This window comes from Acinetobacter sp. ANC 4973 (genome assembly GCF_002135275.1).
Lineage (GTDB): Bacteria > Pseudomonadota > Gammaproteobacteria > Pseudomonadales > Moraxellaceae > Acinetobacter > Acinetobacter kyonggiensis.
In genome coordinates this window covers 1-19305 of sequence record NZ_NEGM01000011.1, presented here as the reverse complement: position 1 = coordinate 19305, position 19305 = coordinate 1, and the positions used below count along the sequence as shown (strand labels likewise).

Below are 19305 nucleotides of genomic sequence, written 5' to 3'. Positions count from 1 at the left end.
TAAATTTATATTTCTAAAGATGTTAAGGCAACAATATGCTTGCAAGCATTTGGATCGAAAATTTTAAAAGCTATAAAACAGGTCAAACATTACCTTTAGCTCCTATTACCTTAATGATTGGTGCAAATGCTTCGGGTAAGTCGAATGCAATTGAGGCTTTTCGTTTTTTAAGTTGGTTTGTAGGTGGTGAAAAACTTTCGACCATACAGAATAGAATTAATGACTCTGAAAAAATATTTCGTGGTGATGTGCGAGATTTATTTTGTAAAGATGAAGAAACTATCTGTTTAGGTATTTCTTTTCGTAAGAGTTCTTCTTTTGATTATTTTGATCAATGGAAATTTATTATTGGGATGAATGAAGATGGTAATTTACTTGTTAAAGATGAGTATCTAACGTTATGTAAAAATAAAGAAAGATTTTTATATGTGGAAAATAATAAAACAGAATATCTTGATGACAATGTCAATGATTTATTAGATGGATTTCTTGGTAAGAATAGGCTATTTATCCCTGCTTTTGAAGAAAAAGGAATCCATATTAAGCATCAGACGTATGATGTTGATAGTGACAGTTCTGTTCTAGAATTAGCTAGTACTATAATTGATGATCAATTAAAACCTTATTTGGATAAAGAGCAAGATGAAAAACAGTTTATTTACGCAAAAATATTAAGTCATAATTTGGCATTAGTTCGGTTGAGGAGTTTTGTCGGTATAAACTTTTATGATTTTATACCCTCTAGAATGCGTAACGAAAGTTTAAGTGCAACATACTTAAATCAGAATGGTCAAAATTTATCGGGAGTTTTATATAAACTATGGGAAAATCAACAAGTAGATCATAAAAGTGATATTCTTAAATTTATAAGAAGTTTACCTGAACAAGATTTTAAGAGTTTAAAATTTTATAAAGACCATCGTGATCGTGTTGAATTGGCATTGGTTGAAAATTTTGGCGGTCAAGAACAAGAATGGGGAACTGAATTACTTTCAGATGGAACACTAAGAGTTTTAGGAATTGCGGCAGCAATATTATCTGCGCCAAAAGGGGCTACAATTGTTATTGAAGAAATTGACAATGGTATCCATCCATCTAGAGCAAAATATTTATTAGAAACTATGTTTTATTTTGCTGAGAAGAAAAAAATAAAATTATTATTGTCCACTCATAATCCTGCATTAATGGATGCTTTGCCAGATAAAGCTTTAGGTGATGTTGTATTTGCTTATCGTGACCCTAAAGAAGGGGATAGCCGTTTAGTACGATTATCAGACTTAGATGATTATGTCGGCTTAGTTTCTCAAGGACCTTTAGGTGAGTTAGTCACTCAAGGAATCGTAGATCGCTTTGTAAAAAATCCAATTTCGAAAGAGGACAAAAAACAAAAAGCGCTCTCGTGGTTAAATGAAATGCGTGGAGCATCAAATGAGTAGTATTTGTTTGATTGATACGAGCATTCTTTTAAATATTTTAGATGTACCAAATAGAAATAAAGAACGAGAAGAAATTTTAGAAAAATTTTCTGAATATATTCAATTAGATTGTAGTTTTATTATTCCAATGGCAGTGGTGATTGAAACAGGCAATCATATTGCTCAAAATGGTGATGGAAATACTCGGCGTGAAGTTGCTGAAAGGTTTGTTGAAACGTTAGAAAAAACTTTTACTGGTGATGCGCCATTTCGCATTGCAGATTGGGATACTCAAGAAAAAATTAGAGAATGGTTACATGAGTTCCCATCACATGCTCAGAAAAATAAATCACCGACTAGGACAGGTGAAGGAACAAGTTTTGGCGATTTAAGTATCATCAAAGAGTTTGAAAAAAGTTGTTCAAAATTTTCGATGAGTGAGATTTTTATTTGGTCATTAGATGAAGATTTAAAAACATATCATCAAAATCAATCTTAAAAATTAGCCCTCATAGTTGAGGGCTAACTTGAAAAATATTACTGCAGACGAGCCACATCACCATTTAAACTTGTCGGTAAAGCTAAAACCTGTAAACCCAGCTCTTCAAGTGCGGCAGGTTTTGCCACAACCAATGCTTTGTAACCACCATCAATGGCAATACTGTTGACGATTTGGATATCCTTATTCAATTGAGTTGCAGGGGCAGGAACATCACCTGTGCCTTGAACAAGGTGCAACCAACTTTTTGGTTTTGCCTTAAACCAAAGACGCGCAATAATTTCCTGACCAATATAGCAGCCCTTGTCATAATGTACGCCTTCACGTTGATGCAGACGTAATTCTTGCGGTTGAAACAGTTCCGCAGTGGTTGCCGAAATCCAAGCTTGACCTGCTTCAATCGCTTGCAGTTGCCAGATATTGATATCTGTTTCAGTCGGGCTAAAATCAGTGCTGTCATCATTTAAAGTGGGGAAGACTTGTGCCGCTTGTTCCAACTTCATTTTAGAAAATGCACCAAATTTTTTAATATGTTTGGCAAATTCTTCACTTTGATCTTGTGTTGTGACAATTTCAAAACTTTCAGGATTAAGCTTTGTTAACCATAAACCAAACTGAATCCGACCTTTTAAACTACAGATTGCGGTATAGCGTGTTAGGTTCTCAGCCAAAGCTGCCACGTTGAGAGTGACTTGTCCTTGCAGGAATTTTTGTGCATCCACACCGTTTAGTGTGAATGAGGAAAAAGCTAAATTGCTCATTTATCGCCCACCAATACTGAATCTAATACTAAAGAATTAGCCTGATTTTCCACTATTTTGCAGAAAAAAGCACATTTAGAGTAAATATTAAAAAATATATGTAACTAAGTATTTCAAAAACCCCTGTTTTTATATCTAACCATATGAAATATATACGATTTGGGAAATGGCTTTTTGAAAGCGTACAATGCCTACGAACCGATTGTGACTAGTCATCAAAAAAACATGCAGTAAAAAAATGAGTCAAGAGGCAAGTACGCTATGAATAACAATTATCGTAAACCACTGAGTGGAACCCAGCTCGAATATTTTGATGTACGCCAAGCCGTAGAAGATATTCAGCCAGGCGCATATGCAAAACTCCCATATACTTCAAAAGTACTTGCAGAGCAGCTCGTACGCCGTTGTGACCCTGCTATTTTAGAACAATCTTTAAAAGAACTGATTGAGCGTCGTCAAGAGCATGATTTTCCTTGGTATCCTGCACGTGTAGTGTGTCATGACATCCTTGGACAAACAGCATTGGTTGACCTTGCAGGTCTGCGTGATGCGATTGCCGACCAAGGCGGCGACCCGTCTAAAGTCAATCCTGTTGTACCGACCCAGCTCATTGTCGATCACTCATTGGCTGTAGAATTTGGCGGTTTTGACCCAGATGCTTTTGAGAAAAACCGTGCCATTGAAGACCGTCGTAATGAAGACCGTTTCCACTTCATTGAATGGACTAAAACAGCATTTGAAAATGTCGATGTGATTCCTGCGGGCAACGGCATCATGCATCAAATTAATTTAGAAAAAATGTCGCCAGTGATTCAAAACCGTGGTGGCGTGGCTTATCCTGATACGTGTGTGGGCACAGACTCGCATACGCCACATACCGATGCACTCGGTGTAATTTCAATTGGTGTGGGTGGTTTAGAAGCTGAAAATGTGATGTTGGGCCGTGCATCGTGGATGCGTCTACCCGACATTATTGGTGTGGAGTTGGTTGGTCAGCGTCAAGCAGGCATTACCGCAACCGACATCGTTTTAGCATTAACTGAATTCTTGCGCAAAGAACGTGTAGTCGGTGCGTACCTTGAGTTCTTTGGTGAAGGTGCGGACAGCATGTCGGTGGGTGACCGCGCGACCATCTCCAACATGACGCCTGAATATGGCGCGACTGCGGCAATGTTCTACATCGACCAAAACACCATTGATTATTTGACTTTAACGGGTCGTGAAGCGGATCAAATTAAACTGGTTGAAACCTATGCCAAAGAAATGGGTCTTTGGGCATCGGAAATGACACAAGCGCAATATCCGCGTGTGCTGCGTTTTGACTTGTCTACTGTGACCCGTAATATTGCAGGGCCATCGAATCCACATGCACGTGTATCAACCAGCGACTTAAAAGCCAAAGGCATTGCAGGTTTGGTTGAGCACCGTACCGATGGTTTAATGCCTGATGGTGCAGTGATTATTGCAGCTATTACTTCATGTACCAATACCTCAAACCCACGTAATACCGTTGCGGCAGGTTTACTGGCACGTAAAGCCAATGAATTGGGTTTAACGCGTAAACCTTGGGTGAAATCCTCTTTTGCACCGGGTTCTAAAGCTGCGGCTTTGTATTTGGAAGAAGCAGGGGTATTACACGATTTAGAAAAATTGGGTTTTGGTATTGTGGCCTATGCATGTACCACGTGTAACGGTATGTCAGGTGCTTTAGATCCAAAAATTCAACAAGAAATTATTGATCGTGACTTGTATGCAACTGCGGTGCTTTCGGGCAACCGTAACTTTGATGGTCGTATCCATCCTTATGCAAAACAAGCATTCTTAGCGTCTCCACCATTAGTCGTTGCTTATGCCATTGCAGGCACCATTCGTTTTGACATCGAAACTGATTCACTGGGTAATGATAAAGATGGCAATCCAATTTACCTCAAAGACATTTGGCCGTCTGATGAAGAAATTGATGCTTTGGTGAAAGTCGCTGTGAAGCCTGAACAGTTCCGTAAAATCTATATTCCGATGTTTGATTTGGGTGTCAATGAAAAAGCGGCCAGTCCACTGTATGACTGGCGTCCGCAAAGTACCTATATTCGTCGTCCACCATATTGGGAAGGGGCTTTGGCTGCACCGCGGACTTTAGCCAATATGCGTCCGCTGGCAATTTTAGGTGACAACATCACCACAGATCATTTATCACCATCGAATGCGATTGTATTGGACAGTGCTTCGGGTGAATATTTGGCAAAAATGGGTGTGCCTGAGGAAGACTTTAACTCCTATGCAACACACCGTGGTGACCACTTAACCACACAACGTGCGACGTTTGCTAATCCGAAATTGTTTAATGAAATGGTTCTTCGTTCAGATGGTACGGTGAAACAAGGTTCTAAAGCACGTGTAGAGCCTGAAGGCGAAGTCATGCGCATGTGGGAGGCGATTGAGGTTTACATGAACCGTAAGCAACCGCTAATTATTATTGCGGGTAAAGACTATGGTCAGGGTTCAAGCCGTGACTGGGCTGCTAAAGGTGTGCGTTTGGCAGGTGTGGAAGCGATTGTGGCCGAAGGTTTTGAACGTATTCACCGTACCAATTTGGTCGGTATGGGCGTATTACCGCTTGAGTTTAAAGCAGGTGTAGACCGTAAAACTTTAAAGCTAGATGGTACTGAGCTGTATAGCGTGATTGGTAACATTGCACCACGTTCTGACCTGACTTTGGTGATTGAGCGTGCCACTGAGGATGGTAAAAATGAAGTGGTTGAAGTTGCTGTGACCTGTCGTTTAGATACCGAAGAAGAAGTGCATGTGTATGAAGCAGGTGGTGTATTGCAGCGCTTTGCACAGGACTTTTTGGAAGGGAATGTGGCTTAAGACTTTAGCCAAAAGTTATTGATATTTTTGTGAAAAGACCCTACTGTGAAGTGGGGTTTTTTATATTTATAAGGGGTTGTTTATGGCTATTGTGAAAAGTTTCTCATCAGGTAATGGGGATACATTTTATATAAAACATGGTAGTGATAATTTTACTATTATTGATTGTAATCTTAATGACGATAACAAAGAGAAAATAGTTAATGAGCTAAAAAAAGAAAGTAAAAATAAAGGTATTACGAGATTTATATCTACCCACCCTGATCAAGACCATTTTGGTGGAATTGAATATCTCGATGAAAAAATGCCAATTGTTAATTTTTATGTTGTTAAAAATAAAGCAACTAAAAGTACCGAAACAGTATCATTTAAGCACTACTGTAAATTAAGAGATGGTGAAAAAGCTTTTTACATTTATAAAAATTGTAAAAGAAAATGGATGAATGAAAAAGATGATGATCGAGGGAGTGCAGGAATTTCTATTTTATGGCCTAAATTGGATAATGAAGACTATATAAATGCTTTGAAGGAATGTGAGTCTGGTGGTAGTCCTAATAATATATCTGCTGTAATTAGATATAGTATTAATGATGGTGCCAGCTTCTTATGGATTGGTGATCTAGAAAATGATTTTATGGAGAAAATTTTTGATGACATAAAATTAGAAAAAACCACGATTGTATTTGCATCACATCATGGACGTGAGTCAGGAAAAATTCCAAATTCATGGTTAAAAAAACTTGATCCACAAATTATAGTAATTGGGCAGGCACCATCTAGGCATTTACATTATTATACTGGATACTCAAAAATTACTCAGAATAGAGCAGGAGATATTACCTTTGAATGTGATGGGGATTATATTCATATTTATTCATCAAATGAAAAATATGAGCCAACATCCCCCCTGTCAGATAAAATTTTAGATTTATCAAAAAATAGCTCAGATTATTATTTTGGGAGCATTGAATTAGAAAAAGAATACACGTTGGAAAATATAGATTGAAATGCTTACAATAGATAATTTTTTTGATCAATATAGTTTAAATGCAAGGATAAAACCAGCATTGCTAATAGTTTCGCCTTTAGTAGTTACTGCTTATATATTAATTGAACCTTTAAGAACATTATTGGGTACTGTTCTTGGAATATTTGTGACTTGTGGACTAATTCATTTATTATCAATTCAAATGTCTACATTTGGTAATAGATTACAGAAAAAATTATTCTTAAAATGGGGTGGGGCACCAACTACCAAAATTTTAAGACATTCTGACACAGCATTAGATAGGTTTACTAAAGAAAGGTATCGAAAAAAATTAGTAAATTTAGTTCCAAACTTTAAAAATTTAACGCCATCAGCTGAAATTAAAGATTCAAGCAAAGCCGATGAGTACTATCAGTCAGCCACGAAATATTTACTGGAGTATACAAGAGATACAAGTAAATATCCTTTGATATTTAAAGAGAATATTGCATATGGTTTTAGTCGAAACCTACTAGCTTTTAAAAGTACGGCAATTACAATAATTTTGCTATCCTTTTTAATATCATTAACTTTTTTATTTTTAAAAATATCGGAGCTTTGGGTTGATTGGAAAAGTCTTGCAGTAATACCTGTTGAATATTATGTATTATTTTCTATACATATAATTTTTATTCTAGTTTGGATTTTTATGATTGATGAGGAGTTTGTAAGAATTAGAGGTGAAGCATACGCTAAGCGACTATTCTCAGCTTGTGAAGATATATAGTTAGTAAATTTACTTCGCCTAAATGCCACCATCACCCGTCGAAATGAACAATAGACAATCATCATAAAAAGAATATACTAGATTCACCATTTCTAAAACACATGGAGAACAAAAATGGTTACTGCTGGCGAAAAACCCGGAACAGGCTTCTATTTTTGTATTCAGTGCGGTCGTCGCACTTACTTAGAAATTGGTACAGACCGTTTACCCCCGTGTACCAAATGCCATGGCACTGAATTTAAAAAATAACAGTACCTAGCGACATTGATAAAACAGACAACCTGTTTTTAAACAAAAGCCCTATTACTCCATAGGGCTTTTTGTTATTTATAACTTAGTGAAATAGAACAATAACCACCAATCACGATCAATCAATTTGGAAATCATGGTGGAAAAATTTTAAACGTCTTTAAAATTAATGTACTTCAATACGTGTCGTGACTTTAATTTTTCGGCATTCTTTATCGCTTTCGACTAGGGATCTGATTTTAAAATCATAAAATCTTATTTCTCTGTTTTGCATGGCGAACTGCTCAGGCGTTTTAATTTCTAAGCATTGAAAAGGACGTAGGTTTTTTAAAATTTCTTTTTGTTTATCTGTCATTTTTTGTGTGGACAAATACACATAGCCTTTGGTGGTTTTTAATAAAATATCATGTGCTTGTGGTTCACTTGAACTGGTCACTTTTACAATATGTGTTTTTAATACTTTGCATGAACTCAGTGAGAGTGCCGTGAGTATAATCAAGAGCGCCATTTTTGTTTTCATGGTGATGATATTCTTTGAAATCAATGTGCCAACTTTACATGAAAACCTTTAAAATCAGCAACTTTCAATACGCTTGTTATGCAATGAGATGCTTTTAAAACTTATCCCCTCAAAATTTAAAGTACAAAACTGTATATCACACCTAAATTCAGCATAAAATAACAACAGGAAATAAAGAAAAACAGGGTGAGTATAATGAATATAGCGCAATTCACAGATGTCCTGCTTTATTGCACGTTAATTAACTATATCATTCTATTAACTTGGTTTTTTGCTTTTATTTTTGCCAAAAGTGCTATTAAAAAATTGCATACGCAATGGTTTAAATTGTCGGATCAAAACTTTGATGCGATTCATTATTCAGCGATGGCGGTCTATAAAATTGGCATCCTGTTATTGAATCTTGTGCCATTGATTGCGTTAAAATTACTTTAATGTGTTTAAATTTTACAGCGTATGGAATGGACAAGGTATTCTATTGATTTAGATTGATATGACTTTAGTGCGCCAATTTACAATGGCTTGAAATTATGATTGTTCATCAAAAAAACAGTAGTTTTGAGCAGTAAGTATCAGAATAAAAATCGCTCGGTTAGCGGTTAATCAGCAAGAACAATCACGCAGTTTTATTTAGCCATTTCATCCCAAAACAAGTTAAATTTTGGTCGGATTTTGACTGTGAAAATGTATTAAAAACAATTATTCTATAAAAAATCATGTCGGACATTCCATAGTAATGAATATACTGGAAAAAGTACTTTCAACCCATACGTTTGCCCGACGAATTGCTATTTTTTTAAGCATTATAATATTGGGTTGGATTGATCTGGCAACAGGTTTTGAATATGCATTTTCGGTATTTTACCTCGTGCCTGTATCTATTGCCGCTTGGTATGACAGCGTAAAAAGTAGCGTGGCCACGATTATCATATCTGGCCTGACATGGCTTTATGCCGACTTTAGCGCAGGACATTATTATTCAACGCCATTTGCTCCCTTTTGGAATGGATGTGTCCGATTAGGATTTTTTAGTATTGTTGCCCTGTTGTTAATTAAAGTGCGCAAAAATCTTGCAGCACTCACCATGATGGCAATGCAAGATACATTAACCTCTTTAAATAATGTACGTGCATTCAATTTTGAATATCAATTACTGCACAAAATTAGCCTCAGAAAAGGCATGCAATTTGCAGTTGGTATGATTGATTTAGATGGTTTTAAGGCAGTGAATGATCAATTAGGACATAGTGCAGGCGATGATGTACTGGTGAAATTTGCGCAAGTGCTGAAACAATCTTCACGCAGTTCAGACATTTTGGCCCGTATGGGTGGGGATGAGTTTGTGGTGATTTTACTAGATACAGACCAAGCCGGTGCAGAAGAATATTCACGTAAATTACGGGAAATGTTTTTCAATAGCGGTTTAAAACAAGAGTATGGTATTGATTTTAGTATGGGGATTCGTATTTTTAATAGCTTACCTAAAGATTGCGAAGATGCGACACATCAAGCAGATCAACTGATGTATCAAGCAAAAGCCTTAGGAAAATCTCAAACCACGATTTGTTTTGCTTAAAGTGAAGTTTTTTAGAGTGATTAAAATTCCAATAAATTGTATTTTTATGCAATAAAAAATCATTATTTTATCTAAAATGGTAATAAATACTGTTTTTAATAATTTAAGTGAAAAAAATTACTGAAAAATATAAAAATTAGTTTTTCTTAGGGAAATAATCCCGAAGTGATCTTGGTAAATTATATCTCAAGGGTGTGACGGGGATCGAAAAGAGTAGATGCTACCAGTTACTTATAAAGTCAGTGTAGTACTCGCCCAAAAGGTCTCGATTCTGCTTAGGACGCTATAGATCACAAGTTTATAGGCTAAAAGTTGTCGCTTACAAAGCTATAATTGTTGAAGTTAAACATGATGTTTTCCCCAACACCCTAAAAAATTCGCTATCAAATAAAACAGAATAACAATATAAAAATAATGATAAATCAAAATTATAGAGTAAATTTTAAATTAGAAAGTATAGATACAAATGAACAATTCATATCCATAGATCAAATCTGTTACTTTAAAGGTAATCCGCTGCATATGCAGGGAATCGTGATATAGCCTGCGTTTATATTAAAGATAAGTATATTAAAAATAAGGTCAGCAATTTTTTATGCTGCTGTATAAGCGATAACACAACCACAAAAGCTAGATAAAAATAATGGGTAAAAGGAGTTTAGTCCGATGAATCAACTCAAACCCTCACTTATTTTAGGCGGTTTAATTTGCTTAGGCATGATTATCGCGGGCTGGATTTTAGCCAATAGCGCACTGAAAATTAAACAATATGAACGGATTGTTTCAGTTAAAGGTTTATCGGAGCGTGAAGTGAAAGCCGACGTTGCAGTGTGGCCCATTCGTTTTAGTTCAGCCAACCAAGATCTGACCCAGTTATACGACACAATGGAAACCCATACTCAGCAAATTCAGGCCTTCTTAAAAAGCGAAGGTTTTACGGCAGAGGAAATTACCACGGCTGCCCCCGGAACCACCGATAAATATGCCCAACAATATGGCGGCGATGCAAATGTTGCGCTACGTTATACCGCCCATCAAACCATTACCGTATATACCCATAAAATAGATGCGGTACGTGGGGCGCAAAGTCGTTTAGTGGTATTGGGTAAAAAAGGCATTGCCTTTGGTGGCGATGACTCTGGACAAAGAACCGAATATTTATTTACCAAATTGAATGAAATTAAACCTGCCATGATTGAGCAAGCAACCCAAAATGCACGCAGTGTTGCAGAAAAATTTGCTGCCGATTCTAAAAGTGGTTTAGGCAAAATTAAATCGGCAAATCAAGGCTTGTTTAGTATTGAAGATCGGGACAGTAATACACCGTATTTAAAGAAAGTACGGGTCGTGTCAACAGTGGATTATTATCTAGCAGATTAAGTTGATACCGCCTTATACAGCGATTGACAGCTGAATTAGGCCTTGTTATTTTCGCCCTTAAATTTTTCGATTACGCTGTACACTATGCCTCCAAACCATTTTGTTTATATGCCTCCGCAACAACCGCTTTGCATAGTCTATGAAGATGATGATTTGGTGGTGATTGACAAGCCTGCGGGATTATTGTCTGTACCGGGGCGTTTGCCTGAGCATCAAGACAGTGCCTATTTACGTGTGGTTGAAAAATACCCTCATGCTAAAATCACCCATCGCCTAGATATGGCAACCTCGGGTATTTTAATGTTTGCTAAACACCGCAATGCCGAAGTTGCAGTGAGCAAGATGTTCCAAGCGAGGACAGTGAAAAAAAATTATATTGCGCTAGTACAAGGCAAACTCGAAGGTCAGGGCAGTGTGGATGCACCCCTGATGACCGACTGGGAAAATCGTCCGCGTCAGATGGTGCATTTTGAATTGGGGAAAGTGGCAAAAACCTTGTATCAAGCTGTGCAGTATTTTGAGGCAGATGATATCACTCGCGTATTACTGACGCCTGTAACTGGACGTTCGCATCAGTTACGTGTGCATATGCAATATATTGGGCATCCCATTACAGGGGATCAGTTTTATCACCCTGACTATCAACAGTCACCATTAAAGCGTATGGCATTACATGCGAGTTATTTGGCATTTAAGCAACCGTTGAGTGGGGCAGAGGTTGAAATAAGAGGAAGCCTTCCATTTTAAAGTATGGATTGTAAAACAACTATAAATTACTGCTGTGGGTGTATAGTTTTTAGAATCATAATAGGCTTCTTTGGAGGGGTATTTTTAATCAACATACGTGGTTGCTCACGCTAAAATTAAAAAGCTTAGATGGTGCTACTTTTACAGAATTAAATTTTGAATATTTTTTGCTTTATGTACGTCATCTATTGATCAGGATTTAACAGCCATATTGGATTAAATCGCTAAACTGAAACAAACTTGAGCTAATCTCAGTACAATGGTATAGCTGTACATAATGAAGATAAGGAAACTCCCCATGACACGTAATTTTGAACAATTTCCAGATGACGACAATGGCAATGTACTGTGGCAAATGGCTGAAGATGGTGATGACCTAACAGAAGCACATGAAATTGAATTTTCTATTGCATTTCAAACTGAAGAACAAGCTGAAAAATGTGCACTTTATTTACTTAAAGAAGAACAAAAAATCAGCATGTTTGAAGATGAAGATTCTGACACAGCAGAATGGGTAATTACGATTTATGTGTATATGGAGCCTGAATATTCAGACATCGTAGATTTAGAGGAATGGTTTGGCAAAATTGCAGAACAACATGGCGGTGAATACGATGGTTGGGGCTGCATGGCTTATGTCTATGATGATGAAGATGTTGAAGAAGAATCAACCTAAACGATGAGTTTATTTGGTTATTTAATCCGAAGCTTGGATAGAAGTTGACTTGAAAAAGATGGCTGGAAACCCTTAGGGAGTACTACGACCTCAGCTTCTAGCCATCATATACTTACGCCATATACGGCTTTATTTTGTGTTATTGATGATATTTTTCAGTATTTTGAAGCAATTTATTGAAAAACGCTAAAACAACAGGGTGCATGCATCAGAACCCGATTATCTCAGCTGAGTCTTTCAGGAATTATATTCATCTGTATTTGGTATCAATGCCTTCAATTCAATAACTTTAAATTTTTTTTAGCGTATGAACTCAGTATAAAAACAAACTATTCAAAAAACCTTCCTAAATTTTAAAAGACTTGCTCTTCGCAAATAATTTTTTGATGAATGTACATTAACTCACATTGCATACCTGACTTTTACCCTGATGAAGCATTAGCACAATACTCATTTATGTATGGATTCCATAACTTTTATTTGGCAGGAATTTATGCACTGTTTGTGCGCTGATGAGTGATGTCATTAAAATAAACCAACTATTCAGTGGGGCGAAGGATTCGCTTAAGCAGGACTCGGTTGATTGTAAAGTTTTGCTAAATAATCATTGATTTTAAAAAGAAAAATTAAATAAATTTATTGAAATTCCTTTTTTTGAACGCGTATTTGAAATATAATGTGAAACATGTCGCATTAATTCTAAAAAATAAGGTTTACATCGTGATATTGCAGCAATATAAAATTGTTTTCGGGGGAACAATGGGAGCAGGAAAATCTGCTGCCATAAAAGCATTATCTGATACTGGTGTTGTAAGCACAGAAGCAGTTAATACTGACACTCAAGCACATCAAAAAGCGTTAACAACTGTCGGCATTGATTATGGCGAAATTAGTTTAGATGACGGTACTAAGATAGGTTTATACGGCACACCCGGACAAGACCGCTTTGATTTTATGTGGTCAATTGTATGTAAAGGTGCAATAGGTATCGTCGTTTTAATTGATCATAGTAGTTCCCAAAGATTGAAAGACTTAGAGTTCTATTTAAAAGCATTTGAAGATTTGGGTACGAATATTGTCATTGGGGTAACACATTTAGATTTAGAACATGATCAGAAGTTAAAAATATATCGGGATTGGATGCAAATTCATCAAAAACAATTCCCCTTATTTGCAGTTGATGCACGCAAAAAAGATGATGTTTTGTTAGTGATAGAAACGCTAATCGCAAAATTAGAAATGCAACCTGCAATAAATATATAAAAGGTCAGAAAATGATTAATTCACGTGAAGTGGGACAAGAATTCAAAGTATTTTCTAGCCAAGAATTGCACGAGTTTTTAAATGAAGTGAGTGGTGTAAATTTTGTGATGTTGTGTTCATCTGATGGTTTTGAGCTGTCGCTTGCTTCAAAAAAAAATATAGAGAACACCGGAAAAATTGCTGCCGTAAGTAGCTCAATCTTAGCAATGGTCTCCGCTTTCATATCCGAAATTCAATTGTTCGGATGTCAAACAATTACTTTAGATGCGGAAAACGGCAAAGTGTTTTTAACTGCCGTAGACCATCCGCAGCATCCTATGGTGATTGTTGCTGTGACCAATAAAGACATTTTGATGGGGCAAATGTTGTATTACTTCAAAAAGTTGAGTGATAGTTTGGCAAAGCCTCAAATTAAAAAAGTTTCGGAAATATCCAATAGCTGAGATCAGAAGTTTAATTCTTTTGGATATAGCTAATATTATGATTTTAATATGGTTTTAAAATGACACAAGCTTTGAAAATAGCGATATTTGGTTTAAATACGACAGACCTAAACCTATTGAAGACTCAGATTTTGTTATGTCTGCCTTCAGATACTCATCTTAAGTGGGTCAATATTGCTGAGGAAAAAATTGATGTGTTATTCGTCAGCGATGTTTTTTTTAATTCGATTGGTATTCAAAAGGTATTAAAAGAAAGAGCGAAACGATATTTGAGATTAACCAAATCGAATAGTGATTTGGGGCGAATTATTGATGATCAATTATTCTATCCATTTTCCAATTTAAGATACTTGCATGAGTGGCTTGCACAAGAAAATTTGTCTGATATTAAGCCCATCGAATCTGAGCGAAATGATAGGCAATTTTATCTTGATACAAGAAGTAAACTCCCTGTCACATTGAAACCTAATGCGACATTAGAAGACGTATTTGCAGAGATCTTTACGCCACGCAATGGGTATATTCAATTGTTTGATGCCAGTGGCTTTATTGCACTTGTCGATACACGGACAGAGCGTGTATGGGTTGAAGAAAATATGACTGGATTGCAGTTTAACGAGTCTTTGAACCAAACCTATGCAACGAGTCAAATTGTTCAAGAGCAAATTGAAGGCAAGTTAATTTATGATTTGCGAGTTTGGTTGTGGCTAATTTTAAGTCAGTCTTCCATGCTACAGCTTCCGAAAGTAGAACTGAATCAGAATTTTAAATTAGAGATTTGGCCACAGTTTGAAAGAGATATACGTCGGCGAGATTACTTGAAAATTGCAGCCTGTTTTTCAGAAGGTGCCAATATTGAGGCCGTTAAACAACATCTGAATTTAACCGATGAAAAAATATTGAATTTTGTTGGCTGTGCGAACTTGCTTCAATTGGGGCGGTTTGTTGAATCGGATGAAGTTAAATTTTTTACAGATATAAACCAGATTGAAACTGGTCAGACAAATAAACTTCGAAGCTTTTTTGGAAAGCTTCGAAAGAAACTTGGCTTATAAATAAATTTTTCAGGGGAAACCCTATTATTGAGGTGTAAAAAATGGCACGTATTGGTTTAGATACATTAACAAATTTAGATGGTTTTGTTGCAGCTGCATTGGTGGATAGTGAGAGCGGATTAGCTTTGGCAACACAGGGGAGTGGTGTAGATTTAGAGCTGGCTGCAGCAGGTAATACGGAAGTTATTCGTTCAAAACGTAAGGTTGCTAAAACATTGCAACTAAATGATAGTATTGAAGATATTTTAATTACTTTGGGTAAGCAATATCATTTAATCCGTCCTTTAGATTCGAATGATGCATTATTTCTTTATTTGGTATTAGATCGTTCTAAATCGAACTTAGCAATGGCTCGTTATGAGTTAAAGGCATTTGAAAAAGAGTTAGATTTTTCTTAATAAAGTCCAAATTACGGATAAGAAATTGACTTGAAAAAACATGACAGGGAGCGATTAGGACGTTACCACATAGCCTAAAGCTTCCTGTACATCATGTACTTATGCCATATATGGCTCATACATTTTAATGTTATGTTGCTGATAGCTTTTTCAACAGTTTGCAACCAGTTACGGGTAAGTATTAAAACGAAATCGTAAATACTAAAAAACTTGGCAAGCTCATGCTTTTTTTTATCTATGATGGATTCAACTAAAATCATATAAAAGCCAAAACGATACAAAAGTTAAAGTTACACAGCGTAAAATGACTGCCTCATAAAACAAAAATAAGGAATGAAATCGTGAGTCATACAGTAAAACTGCATCGCGTATTCAGTGCGCCACCAGAACGGGTATTTAAAGCATTTATTGACCCTGATGCTTTGGTGAAATGGATGGCACCCTATGGGTTTACCGCCAAAGTTCATCATCTTGATGCTAAAGTGGGTGGAACGTATAAAATGTCCTTTTGTAATTTTTCTACAGGTTCGAGCCACGGTTTTAGTGGAATCTATCATGAGTTGGTTGCAAACCAGTTGTTGCGCTATACCGACCAGTTTGATGATCCGAATTTATCAGGGAAAATTGAAGTGATTATTCAGCTTAAAGCCGTTTCTGTGGGCACAGAAGTTAATATTACTCAATCGGGGATTCCTGATATCATTCCAGTTGAAGCCTGTTATTTAGGATGGCAAGAGTCATTGCAATTGTTGGCTTTATTGGTTAATCCTGAAATTCCAGATCAATAAAACCTCTTTATATATTAATGAATTTCATTAATGTATTTACTCGTATGAATATAAGCGTAAAGACAATAAAAAAAGAGAGAAGTAATAGATGAATAATACTGAACAAATTCAAAAATTAGAGCAGAAAGCTCGAGCTGCAATGTTATCTGTATATCAGAATGATACCGATGATAATGCAGTGCGTTTATATGCTGAACATCATCTAGAGGAGCTTGAGCCAGAGTATTGGCTTAAAAACTTAGGGACTGCAACACCTCAACCTTTACAGGTTTTAAATGTGCTAGAACTGAGTCCACATATTGATTGGGTGCTTGAGGAGGATGAAAATTATCGGATTGATTTCACCTTACCAGAAGAAGTAACTCAATATGTTTTATGTGTAGAGCTGGATCGGGATGAGACGGTGGTTGGAATTTCGATGGAAAGTTAATATGTTTAACGGATAGATCATCATGAATATCTATATAAAACGTATTTATACAGCCGCTTCGGACATGGATGGCAAACGAATTTTAGTCGATCGACTTTGGCCTAGAGGTATTAAAAAGGAAGATGCCAAAATTGATTTGTGGCCTAAGGAAATCACACCATCGACTGAGTTACGAAAATGGTATCATCAAGACATTGAGCATCGTTGGGACGACTTTCAACAGCGCTATAAAGCAGAACTGATGGAACAGCCAGAGATGCTTCAGCATATTCGGAAGGTCGCTCAACAAGAAAAAGTGACTTTAATTACTGCTACTAAAAATGAACATGATAATCATGTGGTTGTACTCAAACAGATGTTAGAACAAGGCTAAGTCTGTTGAAGCCTTGTTTATTCCATAAAATAAATAGGGTTTTAGCAATCGATTTGAAGATAAAATGTTATATTAGTATTTTTGAGGTTTTTTATGTCTTTGCCAAATTGCCCAAAATGTAACTCAGAATATGCTTATCAAGATGGTGATTTGCTGATTTGTCCAGAATGTTCTCATGAATGGAAAGAGAGTGAAAGCAAGGCTGAAGAAGTCACAATCATTAAAGACGCAAATGGCAATATCCTCAGTGATGGTGATACGGTGACAGTCGTTAAAGATCTGAAAATTAAAGGCTCTTCATCTGTCGTCAAAGTGGGTACAAAAGCGAAAAATATTCGCTTATTGACAGATGCGAGTGATGGTCATGATATTGATTGTAAAGTAGATGGTTTTGGCCCAATGAAACTTAAATCTGAGTTTGTAAAAAAAGCTTAACCAACAGTAATTGAAGTCAAAAAGCCCTCGCTAAAATGTGAGGGCTTTTTTTTAAGCGAGCGGAATGGATTTACTGAACCGATTGATTAAATATGAATAGATTGGTCTGCTGATTCAGCATAGAGCATGCTATAACGAAGCAATGATCTTAAAGGATTTTTGTTATGCCACATATTCATTTGGAATATTCAGCCAATATTGAAAACTTAGCACCGCAACCACTTCTGCTTGCTTTAAACCAAGCATTGCTCGATGGCGCTTATGTGCATTTGGCCAATGATGTAAAAAGTCGTGCTGTTTGTCAGCATGATTATGTCATTGGTTTAGGGGATGAATCGCAAGCTTATGTACACGCCAAAGTTTCGTTATTGACAGGGCGAACTCTGGAGTTACAACAGGAAATTTCCCAATTATTATTAAGTGTACTTGAGCAGCATTTGCCTAAGCAAAGCCAACTGAGTTTACAAATTTGTGTAGAAATTTTAGAAATGCAGAAAGCAACCTATAGCAAAAAAATTGTCTAATCTGTAGCAAGCAAATAGGGTTAATGATGGAATGCCAGCCAGTTAAGGGTTTTAGAAATAAAGTCCTTAGTTTTTAGTTGTTCACGACGGAGTCTTATATTTTTAAATCAAACACTTGGAGCTCATCTATTACTTTGGATAAGCCCAAAGTAATCAAAGGCATTTGTCATCCGCAAAACTCGTCAAATACCTTTTATTGATTAATAAATCGCAGAAACCTTACTTTTTTAAAATAGTTTTGCCTCGAACAGTTGCGGATGACGTTTTCGCGTATCGAGTAATATTATGAATTTAAAAAATAAAATGCCAGTTAATTTTTTAACTGACTGGCATTAGTTAATGAGATCTGAGATTTCATTCCCTTTTATGATTTGATGACTCAAGATAAATTATTTAATCATTTGGGTTGTTGAAGCGATATTTTAAGAAAAAATCACATTATCAATTCGTAACAAAACATACTTTTGAAAAAGCAAAAAGTCATTTATATTGAATACAAGACTGATTAATATTTAATCAACATAATGCTTTTTATAAACTTTAAAATAACAAGAGGGTGTTCACAATGTCTGGATGGTATGAGTTGAGTCAAAGCAGTGACGGACAATATCGCTTTGTTTTAAAAGCAGGAAATGGCGAAGTCATTTTGACCAGTGAATTATATAAGGCGAGAGCCTCTGCACAAAACGGGATTGAATCGGTACAAAAAAATAGTGCAGATGAAAGTCGTTTTGAACGCAAGGAAGCAAAAAACGGTAAGCCTTATTTTAATTTAAAAGCGGTTAATCATCAAATTATTGGAACCAGTCAATTTTATGCAACTGAGCAATCGCGTGAAAAGGGAATTGAGTCGGTCAAAAGTAATGGTTCAAGTACGACGATTAAAGATTTAACAGCTTAAATTAAAGCGGTATGTATATCAAAGTATGTATGAATATATACTTTTTTTGGTAGTGCTCAGATCCAACGTGTTTTATTTTAGAATACAACTGAAACCACACAAGCTGTAAATACTGACAATGATCATAGAAACTACAACCTACCTATGCACCCGCTGCCAATCAGCGAATATCTATAAGAATGGACACAATAAAAGTGGAAATGCACAGTTCAGATGTAAAGATTGTGGTCGTTCAAGTGTGCTCAAACCT

The 19305-nt window shown here is 36.2% G+C and carries 24 protein-coding genes; 22 read left to right on the top strand and 2 right to left on the bottom strand.

The features are described 5' to 3' along the window. The first annotated feature begins 35 nt into the window (after positions 1–35). Both B9T30_RS16700 and B9T30_RS12885 read left to right on the top strand, forming a co-directional pair. Positions 36–1436: an AAA family ATPase gene (locus B9T30_RS16700; protein ID WP_086185357.1), complete on the top strand. Its 1401-nt coding sequence runs from the start codon at positions 36–38 to the stop codon at positions 1434–1436. Next, entirely contained in the window at positions 1429–1914 is a 486-nt protein-coding gene (locus tag B9T30_RS12885; protein WP_086185356.1) for a hypothetical protein, read from the top strand. Before B9T30_RS16700 ends, B9T30_RS12885 begins: the two co-directional genes overlap by 8 nt. 38 nt (positions 1915–1952) lie before the next feature. Here the strand turns inward: B9T30_RS12885 and B9T30_RS12880 are convergent, their stop codons facing one another. Further along, a complete protein-coding gene (locus B9T30_RS12880) occupies positions 1953–2675 on the bottom strand; it encodes a YgfZ/GcvT domain-containing protein (RefSeq protein WP_086185355.1) in 723 nt (240 codons plus the stop codon). Positions 2676–2936: 261 nt separating this feature from the next. Here B9T30_RS12880 and acnD point away from each other — a divergent pair, with 261 nt between their 5' ends. From acnD to B9T30_RS12860, 4 genes are all read left to right on the top strand, one after another. Then, entirely contained in the window at positions 2937–5543 is a 2607-nt protein-coding gene (gene acnD, locus B9T30_RS12875; RefSeq protein ID WP_086185354.1) for a Fe/S-dependent 2-methylisocitrate dehydratase AcnD, read from the top strand. A gap of 82 nt (positions 5544–5625) precedes the next feature. Then, positions 5626–6549 (top strand): hypothetical protein, encoded by a 924-nt coding sequence (locus tag B9T30_RS12870; RefSeq protein ID WP_086185353.1) that lies wholly within the window; start codon positions 5626–5628, stop codon positions 6547–6549. Position 6550: 1 nt separating this feature from the next. Beyond that, on the top strand, positions 6551–7297 hold the full coding sequence (locus B9T30_RS12865; RefSeq protein WP_086185352.1) for a hypothetical protein: 747 nt from the start codon (positions 6551–6553) through the stop codon (positions 7295–7297). Positions 7298–7411: 114 nt separating this feature from the next. Next, on the top strand, positions 7412–7546 hold the full coding sequence (locus B9T30_RS12860) for a zinc ribbon-containing protein (RefSeq protein WP_086185351.1): 135 nt from the start codon (positions 7412–7414) through the stop codon (positions 7544–7546). Between the two features lie 166 nt (positions 7547–7712). On the opposite strand, the gene B9T30_RS12855 is transcribed toward B9T30_RS12860, so the two are convergent. Next, positions 7713–8054 (bottom strand): hypothetical protein, encoded by a 342-nt coding sequence (locus tag B9T30_RS12855; RefSeq protein ID WP_227518975.1) that lies wholly within the window; start codon positions 8052–8054, stop codon positions 7713–7715. A 207-nt stretch (positions 8055–8261) separates the two neighbouring features. On the opposite strand from B9T30_RS12855, the gene B9T30_RS12850 reads away from it, so the two are divergent. From B9T30_RS12850 to B9T30_RS12770, 16 genes are all read left to right on the top strand, one after another. Then, a complete protein-coding gene (locus B9T30_RS12850; protein WP_086185349.1) occupies positions 8262–8501 on the top strand; it encodes a DUF6868 family protein in 240 nt (79 codons plus the stop codon). Positions 8502–8802: 301 nt separating this feature from the next. Further along, positions 8803–9642, top strand: a complete 840-nt coding sequence (locus tag B9T30_RS12845; protein WP_086185348.1) for a GGDEF domain-containing protein — start codon at positions 8803–8805, stop codon at positions 9640–9642. 666 nt (positions 9643–10308) lie between these two features. After that, positions 10309–11022 carry an SIMPL domain-containing protein gene (locus B9T30_RS12840; protein WP_086185347.1) on the top strand — a complete coding sequence of 238 codons (714 nt, stop codon included), beginning with the start codon at positions 10309–10311 and terminating at the stop codon, positions 11020–11022. Positions 11023–11106: 84 nt separating this feature from the next. Further along, positions 11107–11769 carry an RluA family pseudouridine synthase gene (locus tag B9T30_RS12835; protein ID WP_086185346.1) on the top strand — a complete coding sequence of 221 codons (663 nt, stop codon included), beginning with the start codon at positions 11107–11109 and terminating at the stop codon, positions 11767–11769. A 298-nt stretch (positions 11770–12067) separates the two neighbouring features. After that, positions 12068–12445, top strand: coding sequence for a ribonuclease E inhibitor RraB (locus B9T30_RS12830; RefSeq protein ID WP_086185345.1), 378 nt, complete (start codon positions 12068–12070; stop codon positions 12443–12445). 720 nt (positions 12446–13165) lie between these two features. Continuing rightward, entirely contained in the window at positions 13166–13708 is a 543-nt protein-coding gene (locus tag B9T30_RS12825; RefSeq protein WP_086185403.1) for a GTP-binding protein, read from the top strand. An 11-nt stretch (positions 13709–13719) separates the two neighbouring features. Then, a complete protein-coding gene (locus B9T30_RS12820; RefSeq protein WP_086185344.1) occupies positions 13720–14151 on the top strand; it encodes a roadblock/LC7 domain-containing protein in 432 nt (143 codons plus the stop codon). 59 nt (positions 14152–14210) lie between these two features. Beyond that, entirely contained in the window at positions 14211–15206 is a 996-nt protein-coding gene (locus B9T30_RS12815; RefSeq protein WP_086185343.1) for a hypothetical protein, read from the top strand. A gap of 41 nt (positions 15207–15247) precedes the next feature. Then, on the top strand, positions 15248–15604 hold the full coding sequence (locus B9T30_RS12810) for a hypothetical protein (protein ID WP_086185342.1): 357 nt from the start codon (positions 15248–15250) through the stop codon (positions 15602–15604). A 341-nt stretch (positions 15605–15945) separates the two neighbouring features. Then, on the top strand, positions 15946–16392 hold the full coding sequence (locus tag B9T30_RS12800; RefSeq protein WP_086185340.1) for an SRPBCC family protein: 447 nt from the start codon (positions 15946–15948) through the stop codon (positions 16390–16392). 88 nt (positions 16393–16480) lie between these two features. Further along, positions 16481–16822 carry a DUF2004 domain-containing protein gene (locus B9T30_RS12795; protein WP_086185339.1) on the top strand — a complete coding sequence of 114 codons (342 nt, stop codon included), beginning with the start codon at positions 16481–16483 and terminating at the stop codon, positions 16820–16822. A 22-nt stretch (positions 16823–16844) separates the two neighbouring features. Next, a complete protein-coding gene (locus B9T30_RS12790; protein ID WP_086185338.1) occupies positions 16845–17195 on the top strand; it encodes a DUF488 domain-containing protein in 351 nt (116 codons plus the stop codon). A 93-nt stretch (positions 17196–17288) separates the two neighbouring features. Next, positions 17289–17630, top strand: a complete 342-nt coding sequence (locus tag B9T30_RS12785) for a zinc ribbon domain-containing protein YjdM (RefSeq protein WP_086164774.1) — start codon at positions 17289–17291, stop codon at positions 17628–17630. A gap of 164 nt (positions 17631–17794) precedes the next feature. Then, complete coding sequence (locus B9T30_RS12780; protein WP_086185337.1) at positions 17795–18154, top strand: 5-carboxymethyl-2-hydroxymuconate Delta-isomerase; 360 nt, start codon at positions 17795–17797, stop codon at positions 18152–18154. Positions 18155–18719: 565 nt separating this feature from the next. Further along, entirely contained in the window at positions 18720–19055 is a 336-nt protein-coding gene (locus B9T30_RS12775) for a YegP family protein (RefSeq protein WP_086185336.1), read from the top strand. 118 nt (positions 19056–19173) lie between these two features. Beyond that, a partial coding sequence (locus tag B9T30_RS12770; protein WP_319830018.1) for an IS1 family transposase occupies positions 19174–19305 on the top strand: 132 nt, incomplete at its 3' end.